Origin of the sequence: Niastella populi (genome assembly GCF_002078015.1) — a bacterium.
Lineage (GTDB): Bacteria > Bacteroidota > Bacteroidia > Chitinophagales > Chitinophagaceae > Niastella > Niastella populi.
Window position 1 is genome coordinate 1 of sequence record NZ_LWBP01000194.1, and the last position, 15,902, is coordinate 15,902.

At 44.8% G+C, this 15,902-nt stretch carries 10 protein-coding genes and 1 tRNA gene; 5 read left to right on the forward strand and 6 right to left on the reverse strand.

Features of this window, described 5'->3' with window-relative positions; translation table 11 throughout:
• Positions 1-207 (reverse strand): hypothetical protein (locus tag A4R26_RS20355; RefSeq protein WP_207625793.1); only part of this gene is annotated, 207 nt, incomplete at its 3' end.
• A 150-nt stretch (positions 208-357) separates the two neighbouring features.
• Between A4R26_RS20355 and A4R26_RS20360 the strand changes: the two genes are divergently transcribed.
• The 3 genes from A4R26_RS20360 to ppnP all read left to right on the forward strand — a co-directional run bounded on the left by A4R26_RS20360 (position 358) and on the right by ppnP (position 3,303).
• A complete protein-coding gene (locus tag A4R26_RS20360; RefSeq protein WP_165760348.1) occupies positions 358-1,242 on the forward strand; it encodes a universal stress protein in 885 nt (294 codons plus the stop codon).
• 752 nt (positions 1,243-1,994) lie between these two features.
• On the forward strand, positions 1,995-2,810 hold the full coding sequence (locus tag A4R26_RS20365; RefSeq protein WP_081167555.1) for a universal stress protein: 816 nt from the start codon (positions 1,995-1,997) through the stop codon (positions 2,808-2,810).
• A gap of 178 nt (positions 2,811-2,988) precedes the next feature.
• Positions 2,989-3,303, forward strand: coding sequence for a pyrimidine/purine nucleoside phosphorylase (gene ppnP / locus A4R26_RS20370; RefSeq protein WP_081167558.1), 315 nt, complete (start codon positions 2,989-2,991; stop codon positions 3,301-3,303).
• Positions 3,304-3,369: 66 nt separating this feature from the next.
• Here ppnP and A4R26_RS20375 read toward each other — a convergent pair whose 3' ends face one another.
• Positions 3,370-3,927, reverse strand: coding sequence for a dihydrofolate reductase family protein (locus tag A4R26_RS20375; RefSeq protein ID WP_081167563.1), 558 nt, complete (start codon positions 3,925-3,927; stop codon positions 3,370-3,372).
• A gap of 339 nt (positions 3,928-4,266) precedes the next feature.
• Here A4R26_RS20375 and A4R26_RS20385 point away from each other — a divergent pair, with 339 nt between their 5' ends.
• Complete coding sequence (locus tag A4R26_RS20385) at positions 4,267-4,884, forward strand: histidine phosphatase family protein (protein WP_081167566.1); 618 nt, start codon at positions 4,267-4,269, stop codon at positions 4,882-4,884.
• Between the two features lie 1,381 nt (positions 4,885-6,265).
• Here A4R26_RS20385 and A4R26_RS20390 read toward each other — a convergent pair.
• Positions 6,266-6,340: transfer RNA gene (locus tag A4R26_RS20390), tRNA-Val, on the reverse strand.
• Positions 6,341-6,761: 421 nt separating this feature from the next.
• Between A4R26_RS20390 and A4R26_RS20395 the strand changes: the two genes are divergently transcribed.
• The gene (locus A4R26_RS20395) at positions 6,762-9,227 is read left to right on the forward strand and encodes a glutaminase family protein (protein ID WP_081167570.1); all 2,466 of its coding nucleotides are present in this window, start codon (positions 6,762-6,764) and stop codon (positions 9,225-9,227) included.
• Between the two features lie 158 nt (positions 9,228-9,385).
• Here the strand turns inward: A4R26_RS20395 and A4R26_RS20400 are convergent, their stop codons facing one another.
• The 3 genes from A4R26_RS20400 to A4R26_RS20410 all read right to left on the reverse strand — a co-directional run bounded on the left by A4R26_RS20400 (position 9,386) and on the right by A4R26_RS20410 (position 15,815).
• Complete coding sequence (locus A4R26_RS20400; protein ID WP_081167574.1) at positions 9,386-9,937, reverse strand: hypothetical protein; 552 nt, start codon at positions 9,935-9,937, stop codon at positions 9,386-9,388.
• 59 nt (positions 9,938-9,996) lie between these two features.
• Positions 9,997-12,609, reverse strand: coding sequence for an MGH1-like glycoside hydrolase domain-containing protein (locus tag A4R26_RS20405; RefSeq protein ID WP_081167578.1), 2,613 nt, complete (start codon positions 12,607-12,609; stop codon positions 9,997-9,999).
• Positions 12,610-12,767: 158 nt separating this feature from the next.
• Positions 12,768-15,815, reverse strand: a complete 3,048-nt coding sequence (locus tag A4R26_RS20410; protein WP_081167582.1) for a TonB-dependent receptor — start codon at positions 15,813-15,815, stop codon at positions 12,768-12,770.
• Positions 15,816-15,902: the final 87 nt, after the last annotated feature.

Below are 15,902 nucleotides of genomic sequence, written 5' to 3' on the forward strand. Positions count from 1 at the left end.
AATGATATTTTCTGCATTTTCTGACCATGTATTTTTTGAACAACCGGGCACCCCGGCCCAGTAAACTGTAGAGAACTGCTGTTGATTGCTGTTGCGCACATATCCATTGATCGCCGTTACGAGGCCGCCCGATGCAGGTTGTACGCCATTTTCTTCATCTATGGTAATGGGTAATCTGCTGGAAACTATAAATAACCTTTTATCCATGTGCACAACTTACTACCTCAACCCTTGACAGGCGTTAAGCTCATGTTAGAATGCCATTAAAAGATGGTCAAAGATCATATATCAGATTGATCTGCATCATATTATCCCAGGTATTCTTCAATGAAATTGTGGATTACAATTACTCAGGCAATGAAAAGAATACTTATTCCAACCGATTTTTCAGAAAATGCGTTAAAAGCTGCATTATATGCAGGCGTTGTTGCCCGAAAAGCCAATGCAGCGTTGTATTTGGTGCATGTGATTGAGCCTGTTGACGAAAAAATACACCAGCCATTTCCCCTGCATGAGAAATACCTTAAAGAAACCTTACATATGAGAATGCGGGAGGTTGAGTCTGTAAAAACGATCATTTTGAACAGCCATCCTGAAATTACTATCGAAACCGCTGTGCTATCCGGAGATATCAGTGCAACAATCGCTGAATTTTCCGGAAATAATGACATTGACATGATAATAATGGGCACCAAAGGCGCCACAGGATTAAAAGAATTGCTAATAGGCAGCGTCACGTCGAAGGTAATCGGTCATTCAAAATTCCCTGTACTGGCCATCCCTGTAGATTACCAGCCCGAAGAACCTGACGGCATTTTGTTTGCAACAAACCATTTTGAAAAAAGCAATATCCTTCTTACTCCTGTAATTGAACTGGCAAAGTTATTCTTCGCAAAAATCTATGTCATCATTTTCGTCGATAAGGAGAAGAAAGGTGCCGTAGAATATATGTCTGATACACGCAGCCTGTATAATTACCTGGATTACCTGCGGAAGACATTTCCCGGAGTAATTTTTCAGGGCGAATTGTTGGAGGGAAAGGATTTCGAGGATGCCGTTAATGCTTATGAAGAGAAAAACAAACTTGACATAGTTTCCATGATTACATATCCTAAAGGTTTCTGGGAAAAAATATTCAAAGGAAGTGAAACAAAGAAAATGGCTATTCATTCCCACATACCGGTGCTTGCGATACCCGCAGGTAACATTCCCGGGGCCGAAGAAAGTTTGCCCATGCTATAAGTCAACCCTTATATCGTACCTATTCACACATTCCTGGGAAATAGTAATACCCACGGCTTATATATAGCCGTTCTATCTATTTTTTAAATTGGCTAACCATATCAATGCACCGGCTACAAAAAATTGAATAAACGTAAACGCAATTCGAATATAAACCAGTATTGCATATTTGTAACATAGATCTTTGCTGCATTTGCAAGCGTTGTAACGTTAAAAATAAACAAACCTGTCAGCAAACTGAATTTCAGTCGCTGGGTTCATACCCTTCTCCCTGAACAATTCCACCATCCCACGCCATCATGCATATCTGCCGGCAGCATTCCATTTTAAAAACGGGATGTGGCATTTCTGTTATGGATGCCCCTAATATTGTTTCGTAAAAAAAACGCCATTGAAATTGTCAATGGCGTTTGTTAACCCTTTAAAAAAAATACGACTTAAATAAGCGATAGCGTAACGAAAACATAAAAATACTTAACCCGACCTTAAAAACACCTTAAAACACCTCCCCGGTAATTACCTCTTAGTCCCTCCCGTTTTATGGTCGAAGATCCGGATTTGCCAGCCTGATATCATGCATCGTATTCGCAGATCTCTTTCGATACCATTCCACAATTCTAATCACGTTCTAATATGCCTCTTTATTAAGCATAAGCAAAGTGCGTTAAATTGCCCGAATTGATGCAATAAAATAAACTTATATTAATAATACTGATAATATCGTGGCATTAAGCTAATAAGCCTTTCTTCAAATGAAAAAGATTATCGTACCGACCGATCTCAGTAAAAGTTCGTTGAAGGCACTGGAAGTTGCAATACATATTGCCGTGAATGATGATGCCATAATACAAATTTTACATATCAACGATATAATAGACGATGTTGACGAGGGTAAGCCACCGGCAAGTGGCAGGGAAATCTTTGATGCCATGGCAGAAACCATACAACTGAAACATGGCATTAAAACAGAGATAATAATGGCTGAGGGCATGGTTGGACAGGTGATTGCCAAAACCGCCTTTGACCATAAAGCCTGTCTCGTAGTTATGGGTTCACATGGCATTTCGGGAACACGGGAATTGTTTATTGGTTCCAATGCCTACTACGTAATTAAAAGGGCCAGTTGCCCGGTGTTGTTGATACCTGAAGGAATAACATCCTGCCAATTTGAAAAGATATTACTTCCTGTACAACAAACTGTTTTTTCATTACGCCTTTTTGAAATCATTGAACAAACTGTTTTGGTTAATTACAGCAAATGCGTCGTAAAAATTATGGGTATCACTTCAGTCAAAAGCACTAAGGCGATACCTCAGTTTCTATCGGCAGTAGACGATTTGAAAAACAAATTTCGAGATAGCCGTATCGAAATTACAGTTAGCCAAACCAACAACAGAAATGTTGCAGAAAGTGTATTGTTAAAAGCAGAACAGTTTATGGCAGACCTGATAGTCATTTCACCGGGCCTCGATGTAGCCGATCTTCCTTTTTTTATCGGGCCCTTTTCGCAAAGGATAATAAATCATTCCAAAATTCCAATACTAAGCATTTTGAGAAACTCTATCTGAATTAAAAATGAATTGGCGCCGGAAACTGCCAGGGCGCAACAGCAGAAACCCATTTAAAGAATTGGTTGTAATAGGCAACGCGTGCATTCGTTCTTTCCGCCCGGTAACGGAAAAGATTTAAAAGCCTACCTTTGTTAAAGGACATCAAAACTATAATCAACGATTAACACTTTAAATTATGAGTAGTTCAAATAGTTCATTGAACCTAAAGGATGCAGTTTCGCATAACGTATACTTTGATGGAAAAGTTCAAAGCCTCGGCATTGAAACAGAGAAAGGGAAAGCAACCGTTGGAGTTATGAAAAAGGGAAGCTATGTGTTTAACACCTCTTCGCCTGAAACTATGGTGATTATTGCAGGTATCGTGAGTGCAAAGGTGAGCGGCGGCGAATGGACCATGTACAAAAAGGATGATAGTTTTGAAATAGCCGCCAATTCGTCATTTGAAGTTATGTGTGACGTGGATGTAGCCTATCTCTGTTACTATAATTAGTATATTGCATAAAGAACTGTAAAGGCCGGGGTTTTGCTCCGGCTTTTGTCGTTAGTTTATATACTTTCATTCTTTAAGGTAGTGAAGCGCAACACATCCTGATGTAAGCGTATTTGACGCTGCCAGCTTTAATTGTACACACTGCGGCAGGATGGCGCCATCAAATAACCGTCTCCCCTCGCCCGCCACTACTGGGTGAACTACTATATAGTACTCATCAATTAAACCAAGTTCCATTAGTTGTGAAGGCAGCGCTACGCCACCTGTTGAAATAATTCCTCCCGGGGCCTGTTTCAATTTAAGTATTTCGTCCTGAAGGTCCGTACGCACAATGCGCGTATTCTTTTCTTCAGCGTCGGGCAATGATCGTGAAAAAACAACTTTATCGATTGCGTTAAATGTATGAGCGAATTCATTCATTGATTTTGTATCACCCGAGTTGTTCTTTGCGACATCGGGCCAAAAAGGCACCATCAACTCATAGGTTTTACGCCCATAAACAAGCAGGTCAACACCACGCATCAAACTGGTAAAATATTCATGTATTTCAACACTACCATTCATTTTAGTATGGTCGCAACAGCCATCTATTGTCAGATTGATTCCGAAGATCAATTTTCTCATTTGATTGCATATTTTGTGTCACCTAAATTAATAATTCCCTTTGAGTATTAAGGAAAATGATCTTCATGGCTTCCTACCGTCAATGAAACATTTACCCAAATTCCCGTTGGGCATCCCCTGGCAAAGGATATAACCGATCCAATAATTGGCAGAGCTCTGCTGGTACTGCTGATATTATTTATTGCAGGTTCTATTTATAAACGGCTAAACGGTCAAATACCCTGCTATTTGTACAGTAGCAAAAGACTATAAACCTAAGTTATTTATTAGTGCAGTAAATCTGACAGCTCAGACAATTTCCGATATTATAGTATCTTGCGAAGCTTAAAGGAAATAGTTATGGATAAAGAGCTCTATATCATCAGGCATGGGGAAACCGATTATAATAAGTTGGGCATAGTGCAGGGAAGAGGAGTAAATACTGACCTTAATGAGTTGGGAAGAAAACAGGGGGATGCATTTTACCAGTATTACAAAAACGTGTCCTTTGATAAGGTGTATACATCCGCCCTTAAGCGTACTCATCAAACGGTAAAAGGTTTTATAGAACAGGGTACACCCTGGGAACAATTGCCGGGGCTTGATGAACTGTCTTTTGGCATTTGGGAGGGCAAGGAAAGTAAGGAAGATTGGGTGAGCGCATTCCGCGATATGAATAACTGCTGGCAGAGCGGACAATGTGACCTGTCATTTGAAAAAGGTGAAAGCCCCAATCAGGTTTCCAGGCGCCTTCAGGAAGCGCTGGACGTTATTCTCTCCAGGTCAGATGAAAAGCGGGTACTCGTATGCATGCACGGTCGCTCATTGCTGGTATTGCTGTGTATGCTCACCCAGTCGCCTATCAGTTGTATGACAAACTTTGGCCATAGCAATACCTGCCTTTATCGTGTGTCGTATGTTAATGGCCGGTTCAATGTACTGGAAGCAAACGATGTTCGCCATCTGGTAAGTTCATAAAACGGCTTGATTGAACGATAGCCACAAAAAAAGTGGATGCATCAAAAATAAACGAAGGACCTGAGAATGGCTTAATCGGGTACCTGACTCCATCAGGTACCCGATTAAAAAGAGAGCGTAGGTATGCCGTGTGGTTTGATTTGCCCGGTAGACATAAAAAATAAAGCCCTGCATAACTGCTGAGCATTAAAAAATGCAGGAGTTGATTCCGCCAGGCAGGAAACCGCCGACCCTCACGACCATAGGTCGGGATGACTATAAGTCGGGATAACAGCTTTCTCCTCTTCGTAAACAACGTTAGCGCATATTTTAAGACTGAGCCCTGAATACAGGTGACGACCTTCAGAGTTTTGGAAGGTCGCGCAGTTCCGGCTATTATATAATTGATGAAGACCATGATGGCTTGAAAAAATACCTCGCCTATATTCCTTATCATTTGTTTTATGACCTTGTGAGAAAAGGATGTATCATGCCCAGGTTAAAGGTTTTTCCCATGAATATTTATTATCGTCAGGAGCAGTCAGATATTGACAGGTTTAAAAGACGGGCTGAAAAGGATGGTAATAATTTAAAATGGGTGTTGCCCCAATAACAAATCTAAAATAAAAACAGGGTGCATCAAAACTATGTTGCACCCTGTTTACATTGAACCTTGTTATTTAATCACACTTATTTTCCCCGTCAGACGCCAGGATGTCCCTGTGATCCCAAATCGTGGATCATGCTGAAAAGTTGGGGAGCAGGAATGGTTATTCTTAATATAGAATGTATTCGGGCCATTTTTCCCTTTTTTAGTATATTGCACCAGGTTATACCATTGACAGCATTTATTACTCATTCCGCAATCAGCATTCTTTCTACACAAGACAATCGCCAGACCCTCACGGGACCTTCACGAGACTTTCACAAGACCTTTACGAGACCCTCACGGGACCTTCACGAGAACCTTTACGGGATGTAAATCTTATGGTAATGGCTTCGGAGTGCATTTGCAAGGGCCTTGCACTCCGGTTAAACTATAGATAAAAGCCAATGAAAGTATACTGAAACGGGTAGTTGTATTTATGTGAATAACCCGGGTACAACCTACAGATTGTCTGATGACACACTGGCGATTGCCTCACACACAAGGTATCGGTAGAGGGGCCGCAGGCAATCCCCGGCGTATCTCAGTACAATACCCCGGCTATCTGGCTACCATTAACGTACAATGCAGGTACCATTACCCTACCATGTTTGACTATAATCCCCCATTTTTTTGACCTGATCCCAAATTGTTATCAGTGTGACCAATATAGTATCGGCCGAGTGTAGAAGAATGCAATATATAAACGTAAAAAGGCATAAAAAAGGCTCACATTACTGTGAACCTTCTTGTTTGTGGGAGTTGACGGGCTCGAACCGCCGACCCTCTGCTTGTAAGGCAGATGCTCTGAACCAACTGAGCTAAACTCCCTTGTCTATCAATATCTTAAGTGCTTTATATCGATCGGGCGCCAAAATTAAGGATCGTTTTTTATTTACACGCATTTTGGTTAAATTTTTTTTCAAAAAAATTTAACGCTCACGGTCCATTGACTACTTCAGTGAGATGACTTCTTACAGGCCGCTCACAAAAGGGAAAGCATACTACGACCACAACAGCAATCCCGGCCAATCTAGCATATACATGAAACTTTAGAGGCAGGTTTGTTATTGTACATCGTCGCAGGTAACATCAAAAGTTCAAAAGGTTTGGGACAACCGGCAGCGTGAAAGGCTGCAGGCATATTGATCATATTGAAACAAATTGCACAAAGATTGAAACAAATTGCACTAGCGGAGAACCGCCGATTATTTACTTTGCTTCTCTTTTTCATTGAACAACGATATTTTACATGACGCGATTGAACATCCTTAAAGTACTTGCCGTAATTACAGGACTGCTTGCAAAAACCTGCATCTATTCCCAGGACAGACAAGCACCCGCCTATCCGCTCATCACGCACAATACATATTTTAGCGTTTGGTCAACCACCGATCAGTTGAATGCATCAACAACGCAACACTGGACCGGTGCAGATAATTCTTTACTAGGATTGATCAATGTTGATGGCCGTATTTTCCGTTTCATGGGTAAAGTTGAGGCCAATTATAAAACGATCGTCAATGCTTCCGATGAAACTGCCTACAAAGTTCGCTATACCGAAACGCAGCCGCAGGGCGACTGGACGTCGGCGAATTTCAACGATGCCAGCTGGAAATCGGGTCAGGCTCCTATTGGCGATAACGAAAAGACCGCAAAAACAAGTTGGAGATCAAGCCACATCTGGGTAAGAAGGTCTTTTAATGTAACCAACCTCGCCGGCATCAACGAGCTTTTGCTGAAGTTGAATCATGACGACAATATCGAAGTGTTTTTGAACGGGAAAAAAGTATATGACAAAGTGGGCTGGACGAATTCCTTTCAATATCATCCCATTGATAAAGCTGATCTTACAACCGGCCGGAATGTTATTGCCATCCATTTGAAAAATACCGCAGGCGGCAGGTTCCTGGATTTTGGACTGGTTGATAAAGTCAAAAACAATAACGACACAATTGCGTTGGCTGAACAAAAAAATGTTGAGGTCACTGCAACCCGAACTATCTATGATTTCACCTGTGGCAATGTCGATCTGAAAGTGACGTTTACTTCTCCCCTGTTGCTGAACGATATGAAGTTGCTTGCACGGCCTGTTTCATATATCACCTATGCGGTAAAGGCCAATGATGAAAAAAAACACAACGTTAAAGTGTTTTTGGGCGCTTCCTCAAATATGGCGGTGTACCAACCAGCGCAAAAAGTATCTACCCGGAAGTATAATGCAGGCGGTTTGTCAATATTAAAGACCGGCACGGTAGAACAACCTGTACTTAAAAAAGGAGCTGACGATATGCGAATTGATTGGGGATATTTTTATGTAGCTGTACCCCGGTCGTCCGGTGCAGTGCAGTTTATCACAAAAAGCCCTGACGCCGCCAGCGCCTTCAGTAGTGGATCTGTAGTTTCAACCGCTTCAAACGGAAAGTCTCTTTCGCTGAACACCGTAATTCCCATCGGCACAGTAGCAAAAGTACCTGTAGAAAGTCAGGTGATGCTTGGGTATGACGAATTATTTTCTGTGCAATATTTCAACACCAACCTGCGCCCCTGGTGGAATAATGATGGTAAACAAACGATAGAAGGCCAGCTGGCTGCAGCGGCAAAAGAATATAAATCTGTTATGGAGAAGTGTGCGGCTTTTGATAAGGATCTGAATAACGAAGCAACCAAAGCTGGTGGCAGTAAGTATGCGCACCTTTGTGCGCTGGCTTACCGTCAAAGCATCGCAGCGCACACGCTGGTAAAAAGTCCGAAAGGAGAAACGCTGTGGCTTTCCAAGGAAAATAATAGCGGAGGCTTCATCAACACGGTAGACGTAACGTATCCATCGGCCCCGTTATACCTGCTTTATAACCCGGAATTGGTTCAGGGTATGCTGAATGGCATTTTTTATTTCAGTGAATCCGGTAAGTATGCGCATCCCTGGGCAGCACATGACCTTGGAACTTATCCTATCGCCAATGGTCAAACTTACGGTGAACCTATGCCTGTAGAAGAATCGGGCAATATGATCATACTGACAGCGGCAATAGCTAAAGTGCAGGGAAATGCGAATTATGCCAGATTGCACTGGAAAACGCTGACCACCTGGGTTGATTATCTGACAAAAGAAGGGCTCGATCCCAAAACGCAGCTTTGCACCGATGATTTTGCCGGCCACCTGGCACGTAATGCAAACCTGTCAGTAAAGGCAATTGTTGCAATCGCCTGTTATGCGCAGATGGCAGAGATGTTAGGCGAAACCGAAACTGCAAAGAAATACCGGCAGATTGCTGAAAGCATGGTTCCCCAATGGATGGAGATGGCAGACGCCGGTGACCACTACAGTCTCACCTTCGATAACAAAGAAACCTGGAGCCAGAAGTACAATCTTATATGGGATAAAGTGCTCGATCTTCGCCTTTTTCCACAAAAGGTGTACGACATAGAAACCCAATACTATCTTACAAGGCAACAGAAATTCGGCTTGCCACTGGATAGCCGCAAAACGTACACCAAGAACGACTGGATCCTGTGGACCGCCACTTTCGCTCCGCAACAAGACCAGTTTGAGAAGCTGATAACACCCGTTTACCGGCATTCTCTCGAAACCGGATCACGTGTTCCCCTTAACGATTTTTACGATGCGATCACCGGCATCCGGGAAAATTTCAAGGCCAGAAGTGTTGTCGGCGGATTCTTTATGAAGATCCTGGCCGACAGCCTGAAGGTTAAATAAATGCTTCATACGCAGACAGACCATACAAAAAAAGGTTCACAGCAATGCGAACCTTTTTTTATTGATAACAATCACTCTACAACAGAAAAGCCGCACATGTGCGGCCTTTCTGTTATATAATGTTTTATTTTTTCGTTTCTTCGATGAGTCGCCGAAAATTACCTGTAAAATTGCCTGTTATTTCCAAACATTGAAGGATCGGCCGGATTATAAATGGGACCAACGCCATATCCATAATAGTTATTTCTGCTTACCCCAATGCTACCGGATATGGAGAATGTTCTTTCGGGATTCACATACATCAGACCGATTTGTGCCGCCGGGTTGATGTCAAATTTGTTGGGGTTACCAACGTTGTTGAACTTGCCAATACCCGGTTGATAAAACGCCCCGTTGAAATTGAAATATGTTGGCGCAACAGAAACGTTGGCGAACGCGTACAGGTTATTTGTTAATTGCCTGTTAAGTTGTACGCCAACTGGCGCGGAAACAAAGGTACCGCTCCCACCCCTGAATGCAACAAAGCCGGTGGAAATGCCGGCAAATTTGGTAAGGAACCATTTCTTTTTGAGATTATTGGAGTCACCCACCTGGCTAAAATGCCTGTAACCGGGCTGCATGCCATTCATACCGCCAAAGGAAAGCGGCATCTGCGCTTTAACACCCACAGCGGAAAACAATATCGCGGCAAAAAAGAATGTGCGTATCATCTCCTTAAAGATACACTGCATTTTTCAAACCTAAAAATTATCCGCACCCCGAATTTCGGCTATAAACCCTGATTCTTCATTATGATCATATTGGCAATGAGGCCCGTCCAGCCGGTTTGGTGCGAGGCGCCCAAACCACGCCCATCGTCGCCATGAAAATACTCATGAAATAAAATGTAATCCCTGAAATGCGGATCGTTCTGCAATTTGTCGTTATCGCCAAACACTGCCCGCCTGCCATCTTTATCACTTTTGAAAATACGCAGAAGCCGGCAGGCCAATTCGTTCCCTACCTGCTTCAATGTATAGAAATGTCCCGAGGCGGTGGGATATTCTATCTTAAAATCATCGCTGTAATAAAAATGGTACTTGCGCAAACTTTCAATGATCAGGAAGTTCATGGGCATCCATACCGGCCCGCGCCAGTTGGAATTACCGCCATACATATCGCAGTCACTATCGCCCGGCACATACGGTACGCTCATATCGGCTCCGTTTATTTTTATCCGGTATGGATGCGTTTCATATTCCTTCGACAACGAGCGTACCCCGTAATCGCTCAGGAACTGCGTTTCATCGAGCATATGGCCCAGCAGTCTTTTCATGCGATGGCCACCCAGCAAACTCAGCAGGTGTGTATCCTGTTTACCTTCCTCGTACCAGCGCGAAACCAGCAATGCCAGATCGGGGCGGTGACGCAGGAACCAGTTCATCCTTTCGGCAAACACGGGGTTATTGTCAAGCGTTTCTTTGGTAATCACTTCAACGGCAAATAACGGAATAAGTCCAACCATGCTTTTCACTTTCAGCTTTACGATCTGTTTATCTTTCAAATGCATCTGATCGTAAAAGAAACCATCCTCGTCATCCCATAATCCGGTATTGTTCTTACCCATGCTGGCCATAGCGCCGGCGATATACAGGAAGTGCTCAAAGAATTTGGTGGCCATTCCCGTATACGCCTTGTTGTAAGTTGCCAACTCGAGTGAAATATGCAGCATGTTCAATGCATACATGGCCATCCAGCTGGTGGCATCGGCCTGTTCGGCGGTTACCCCTTCGGGCAGCGGTGCGCTGCGGTCGAAAACGCCGATGTTATCAAGGCCAAGGAAACCACCTTCGAAAATATTGTTTCCCTCGGCATCTTTCCTGTTCACCCACCAGGTAAAATTGATCAGTAGTTTATGAAAGATCGATTCCAGGAACTCATAATCCTTCACCCCTTTTGCCTTTGCATCCATGCGGAATATCCTGAACACCGCACCGGCGTGGATGGGCGGGTTGGCATCGCCCAGCGACCATTCATAAGCCGGTAACATGCCCGACGGATGCATATACCATTCCTCGGTAAGCATTTGCAATTGCTGTTTGGCAAAATCAGGATCAACGAGGCCAATGGTAACGCAATGAAACCCGAGGTCCCAGGCGGCATACCAGGGAAATTCCCATTTATCGGGAACCGATAAGATATGTTCGTTATTGAGTTGTTTCCAGTCGTTATTGCGGCCATTCAACCGCTGATGCGGGGGCGGCGGTGTTGCCGGATCGCCATCGAGCCATTGCTGCACCTTGTATGAATAGAATTGTTTATTCCACAACATTCCGGCAATTGCCTGGCGATGAATACGCCGCTCATCTTCGTTGGCAACGATCTCCTGCAGATCGGCATAAAATTTATCCGCTTCTTCCATCCGTTTTGAAAACAGTTCATCAAAACCGGCAAACGCATCGGCTGATTCCTGGTCGCTTAATCGCAGGCGAATGGTATGGCTGGAACCGGCGGCGATCGTCAACTCATAATCGATGGCCGCCTTTGTGCCCATCATAGCCGGGTTCACCATTTTTTTGCCATGCAACAAATGCTCGGCAATGCCATCCTTGGGATATAATTCTTTATTGTCGAAATGATATAAGCGGCGGGTATTGGTTTCATTATTGCAGAACAACATGCGGCCATCGCCTTCGAAATACAAATCAGAGACTTTCAGCTTCTCATGCCCCAGTCGTATGGAGCGATCGCCATTCTTGTACAGCGAAGGTTTATAATCATGGCGTCCCCAGCACCAGGTATTGCGGAACCACACGGTTGGCAGCACGTGCAGACTGGCATCTTCCTTACCGCGGTTGTGAATGGTTATTTTTACAAGAATATCATCTGTGCCGGCCTTGGCATATTCAACAAAGACATCGAAGTATTTATCGTCATTGAAAATACCGGTATCCATCAGTTCAAATTCCGGTTGCAGCCGGCTGCGGCGGGCATTCTCTTCTATCAGCCATTCATAAGGGAACTCCTGCTGCGGATACTTGTACAGCATTTTCATATAGGAATGCGTGGGCGTGGCATCGAGATAATAATACACCTCCTTAACATCTTCGCCATGGTTCCCCTGCTGGTTGTTCAATCCGAAAAGCCGCTCTTTTAGTATGGGGTCCCGTTTATTCCAAAGGGCCACCGCAAAACACAACAACTGTTTCTCATCGCTGATGCCGGCAATACCTTCTTCTCCCCAGCGCCAGGCTTTGCTGCGCGCCATATCGTGCGTGGTAAAGTTCCAGGCGTCGCCATTGGCACTATAATCTTCACGCACTGTACCCCATTGCCTGTCTGAAACATATGAGCCCCATCTTTTCCAGTCGGGCTGCTGTAGTCGTTGTTGTTCTGCATTCATTTCTGAAATGTTGGCCCGAAGGTACAACAGGTACAGAGAACGTAAATATTTCTTTTGTGATAACTGTAGCAATTGCTGATTTTGGGATTTAGAGATTTGTTATTATGCTGAACCAAAAGAAATCTCAAAATCTCTAAATCTTAAATCAAAAATCCGTTTTACAACTTACAATTAATGCTCAACAGAAAACAAGTGCCGGATTGACTGAAGTGGGAACCATCGTACGTAGCTATATGGTAGCGGCCATTGAAGGTGACGGCATTGACATTTCGTCTTACCTCTCCGGGATCGTTCAATAATTCCCGGCCCGCATTATTCAAAGGCTTCAATACATACCGGGGCAAAACGTTGAAGATATTGTTTGCGGCAAAGGAAGCGCCCAGCCAGGGGGTGAACTGGTAACCTATATTGGCATCGGTGACCATTTTAGTTTGAAAGACCATTTTAATATTCTCATCAAGCCCTTCACTGCGAAATGTAGCCGGGCCGAACAAAGTATTATTTACCGTCAGCGACCATTTATTGAGGATCAGATCACCGCCGAGGATCGCTTTGAATTTCGGGCGGCTGGTAAGCAGCAACGCTTCCTGCATATAATCGAATATGGCCTGTCCGGCGTCATCGATCAGTTTGGGGTTCGATACCACTCCCAGCAAATTATTCGCAATGGTATAATTACCGGCCAGGTTGATCGCCAGGCGGCCGGTGGTCATAACATGAATGTTCTTAAACGCGGCTACAAGATCGAGGCCCTGCGTATTGGTGCTGATGCCATTGGTAAAAAAACTTACGCCAATGATCCCATTGGCGCTTAAAACAGCATCCAGCTGTGTATTCCTGTCTGGTGTATGTGTAATGTCTGAGCTCAGAATGATGCGGTCGCGGATCCTGATATTATAATAGTCGAGGGTGAGGCTGAAGCGCTTCGATGGCCGCAAACCAAAACCCGCAGTAAAGTTTACAGACCGCTCTGGTTTCAACGCCGGTACACCCAGCACCTGCGCCTGTGCGCTTTTGTTGCTCACAACGCCTTTTGATTGTACGCCCAGCCCCGGCGAAAAGATCTGCTGTACGATCTGCAGGTTAACCTGGTGCAGGCCGGGCGCCCTGAAACCGGTCGATACCGAAGAACGCAGCGTTAGCATGTCGCCGGCCAGTTTTTTCCGGCCACTTACCTTCCACACAAAAGCGCCGCCAAAATCATTGTAATATTCCTGCCGCGCCGTAGCATTGAGCAGCAGCGACCTGGAAACATCATAACTAACATCGAAGTAACCGCCAATATTGAACCGGCTCGATGTATTGGCATTTATATTGGAGATGCCTGAAAATGAAATAGGGCCCATCCCGGTGTAGGAGGCCCTGTCCCCTGCTATAATTGTAAAAATTTCATTTCTGAATTCGGTACCGAAAGCGATCGATAATTTTTCATTCACCATATGGGTAACATCGGCGTTTCCTACCACATGATGAAAAGCGTAGCCGCCTGGCCGGAACGTGGTCGGACTGTTCTGGCCCATACTCGGGTTCCAGGTATTATCAACCGAATACAGTTGCCGGTTGCCCCCAACCGTAACACTGATATCGGAAGTCCATAATCCTTTCTCCTGTTTATACCCCAGCGTGGCATTGTAATCGTTCAGATCGCCGGCAAACGTAGGGCCGAAACCGAGATAGGTTGATGAGGTGTCGTGTAACAAATGCCAGGGGTCCTGTTTCCAGTAAGCCGTGCGGTAGTTGGCATAACTTTGAATGTTCTTGTATACATAAGCCGCGTTGGCATACACCGAGCCGTTGTTCTTTACCGGTATACCGGCATTTACCAGGAAGCGGGCAGCAGTAAGCGCCGGGGTGCCGTTTACGTTACGCGCATCGGGGAATTGTTCGAGGAACGCTTTTACTTCCTCCAAACCGCCGGCCGTTCCATCACCCAGATCGAGATTATCCTGTTCAGCATCCACATTCCCCGGCCGGTTGGTGCGGTTCTCTTTTTGAAAATTGACGGTATAGTTAACAAAACCCCTGTCGCCGAAATTCACCCCGCTGTTGATGCTGGTGCCAATGGAAAATCCATCACCCTTACCTGTTATACCTGTATTGGCTTTATAGCTGGTATATTCAAAACGGTCTTTTAAAATTATATTCATCACCCCGGCAATGGCATCGGAGCCATATTGGGCAGAAGCGCCATCGCGCAGGATCTCCACGCGTTTGATGGCATCCATGGGAATGGCCGAAAGATCGGTTTCCGTTTCCCCGCGGCCGGGTGAGGTTTGAATATACACCAGCGAACCGGGGTTCTTTCTTTTACCATTGATCAGGATCAGTGTGCGGCAGGGCCCCATATTCCTGATCTCATACGGATCGCTTAACGAAGTTGCGTCGTGCACCGGCATGTTCACCGTATTGAACGATGGGGCACGGAACTGTAAGGCCTTATCTAGCGTTAACTGACCGGTACTGAGCAGATCGGCGCCGTTGATATTATCAACCGGCAACGAAGTATTGGTGAATGTACGTTGGGAAGCGCGGCTGCCCACAGCCACCACTACCCCGCTCAGATCGGTGACGGCATTGTTCAGCGTAACATCCTTTACCGCTGCCGCCCGCTGCATTTTTACCGTGGTCATATAACTGTTATACCCAACACTGCTGAAATACACTTTATGCGTTCCATTTTCCAGTGGCAGGCGGTAGCTGCCCTGTGCATCAGTCACCGTTCCCCGGGCAACGCCAATAACGATCACCGATACGCCCTGTACCGGTTCGTTCTTTACATTACGTACAGTGCCGATCAATAAATTGTGTTGTTTACCATCGGCTGAATCGGGGGTACCGGCATTTCCCTTATAGCGGCCGGGCGCTTCGGAGATGATGATCTGTGTGGGTGATACTTTTTTAAAGGTTAGCCCGAACGGGGTAAGCAGGCTGCGCAATGCATTTTCCGCACTGTTTCCATCGCTGGTATCAGTAAGCACATTCTTGTTTTGTACCAGTTGTTCGCGGTAAAGGATACTGATGCGGAATTTTCTTTCCAGTGCAGAAATTACGTCTTTTAAAGGCAGGCTGTTTTCAGCCGGATCAGTAAGCAGGGAAGAATTGCCGTTTTTGTCGTTCCGGACAATCCGCTGCCCGTACACGGCGTTTGCAGTGCATAGCGTTAAAATAAATGCAATAAGCCAATAATGATACAGGCTTTTTCTCATAATCCATAATATGCTCAAGGCTTAACGCTGAAGGCTTAATGCCTGCTCGTGAATTTCGTAAAGCTCGTTTTGCATCCTGCCGACAGT

What these genes read in the sequence shown, in the direction of transcription:
- A4R26_RS20395 (WP_081167570.1), top strand. Translation starts at nt 6,762, where the DNA reads ATGACGCGATTGAACATCCTTAAAGTACTTGCCGTAATTACAGGACTG.
- A4R26_RS20410 (WP_081167582.1), bottom strand. Translation starts at nt 15,815, where the DNA reads ATGAGAAAAAGCCTGTATCATTATTGGCTTATTGCATTTATTTTAACG.
- A4R26_RS20365 (WP_081167555.1), top strand. Translation starts at nt 1,995, where the DNA reads ATGAAAAAGATTATCGTACCGACCGATCTCAGTAAAAGTTCGTTGAAG.
- A4R26_RS20405 (WP_081167578.1), bottom strand. Translation starts at nt 12,609, where the DNA reads ATGAATGCAGAACAACAACGACTACAGCAGCCCGACTGGAAAAGATGG.
- A4R26_RS20400 (WP_081167574.1), bottom strand. Translation starts at nt 9,937, where the DNA reads ATGATACGCACATTCTTTTTTGCCGCGATATTGTTTTCCGCTGTGGGT.
- A4R26_RS20375 (WP_081167563.1), bottom strand. Translation starts at nt 3,927, where the DNA reads ATGAGAAAATTGATCTTCGGAATCAATCTGACAATAGATGGCTGTTGC.
- ppnP (WP_081167558.1), top strand. Translation starts at nt 2,989, where the DNA reads ATGAGTAGTTCAAATAGTTCATTGAACCTAAAGGATGCAGTTTCGCAT.
- A4R26_RS20385 (WP_081167566.1), top strand. Translation starts at nt 4,267, where the DNA reads ATGGATAAAGAGCTCTATATCATCAGGCATGGGGAAACCGATTATAAT.
- A4R26_RS20360 (WP_165760348.1), top strand. Translation starts at nt 358, where the DNA reads ATGAAAAGAATACTTATTCCAACCGATTTTTCAGAAAATGCGTTAAAA.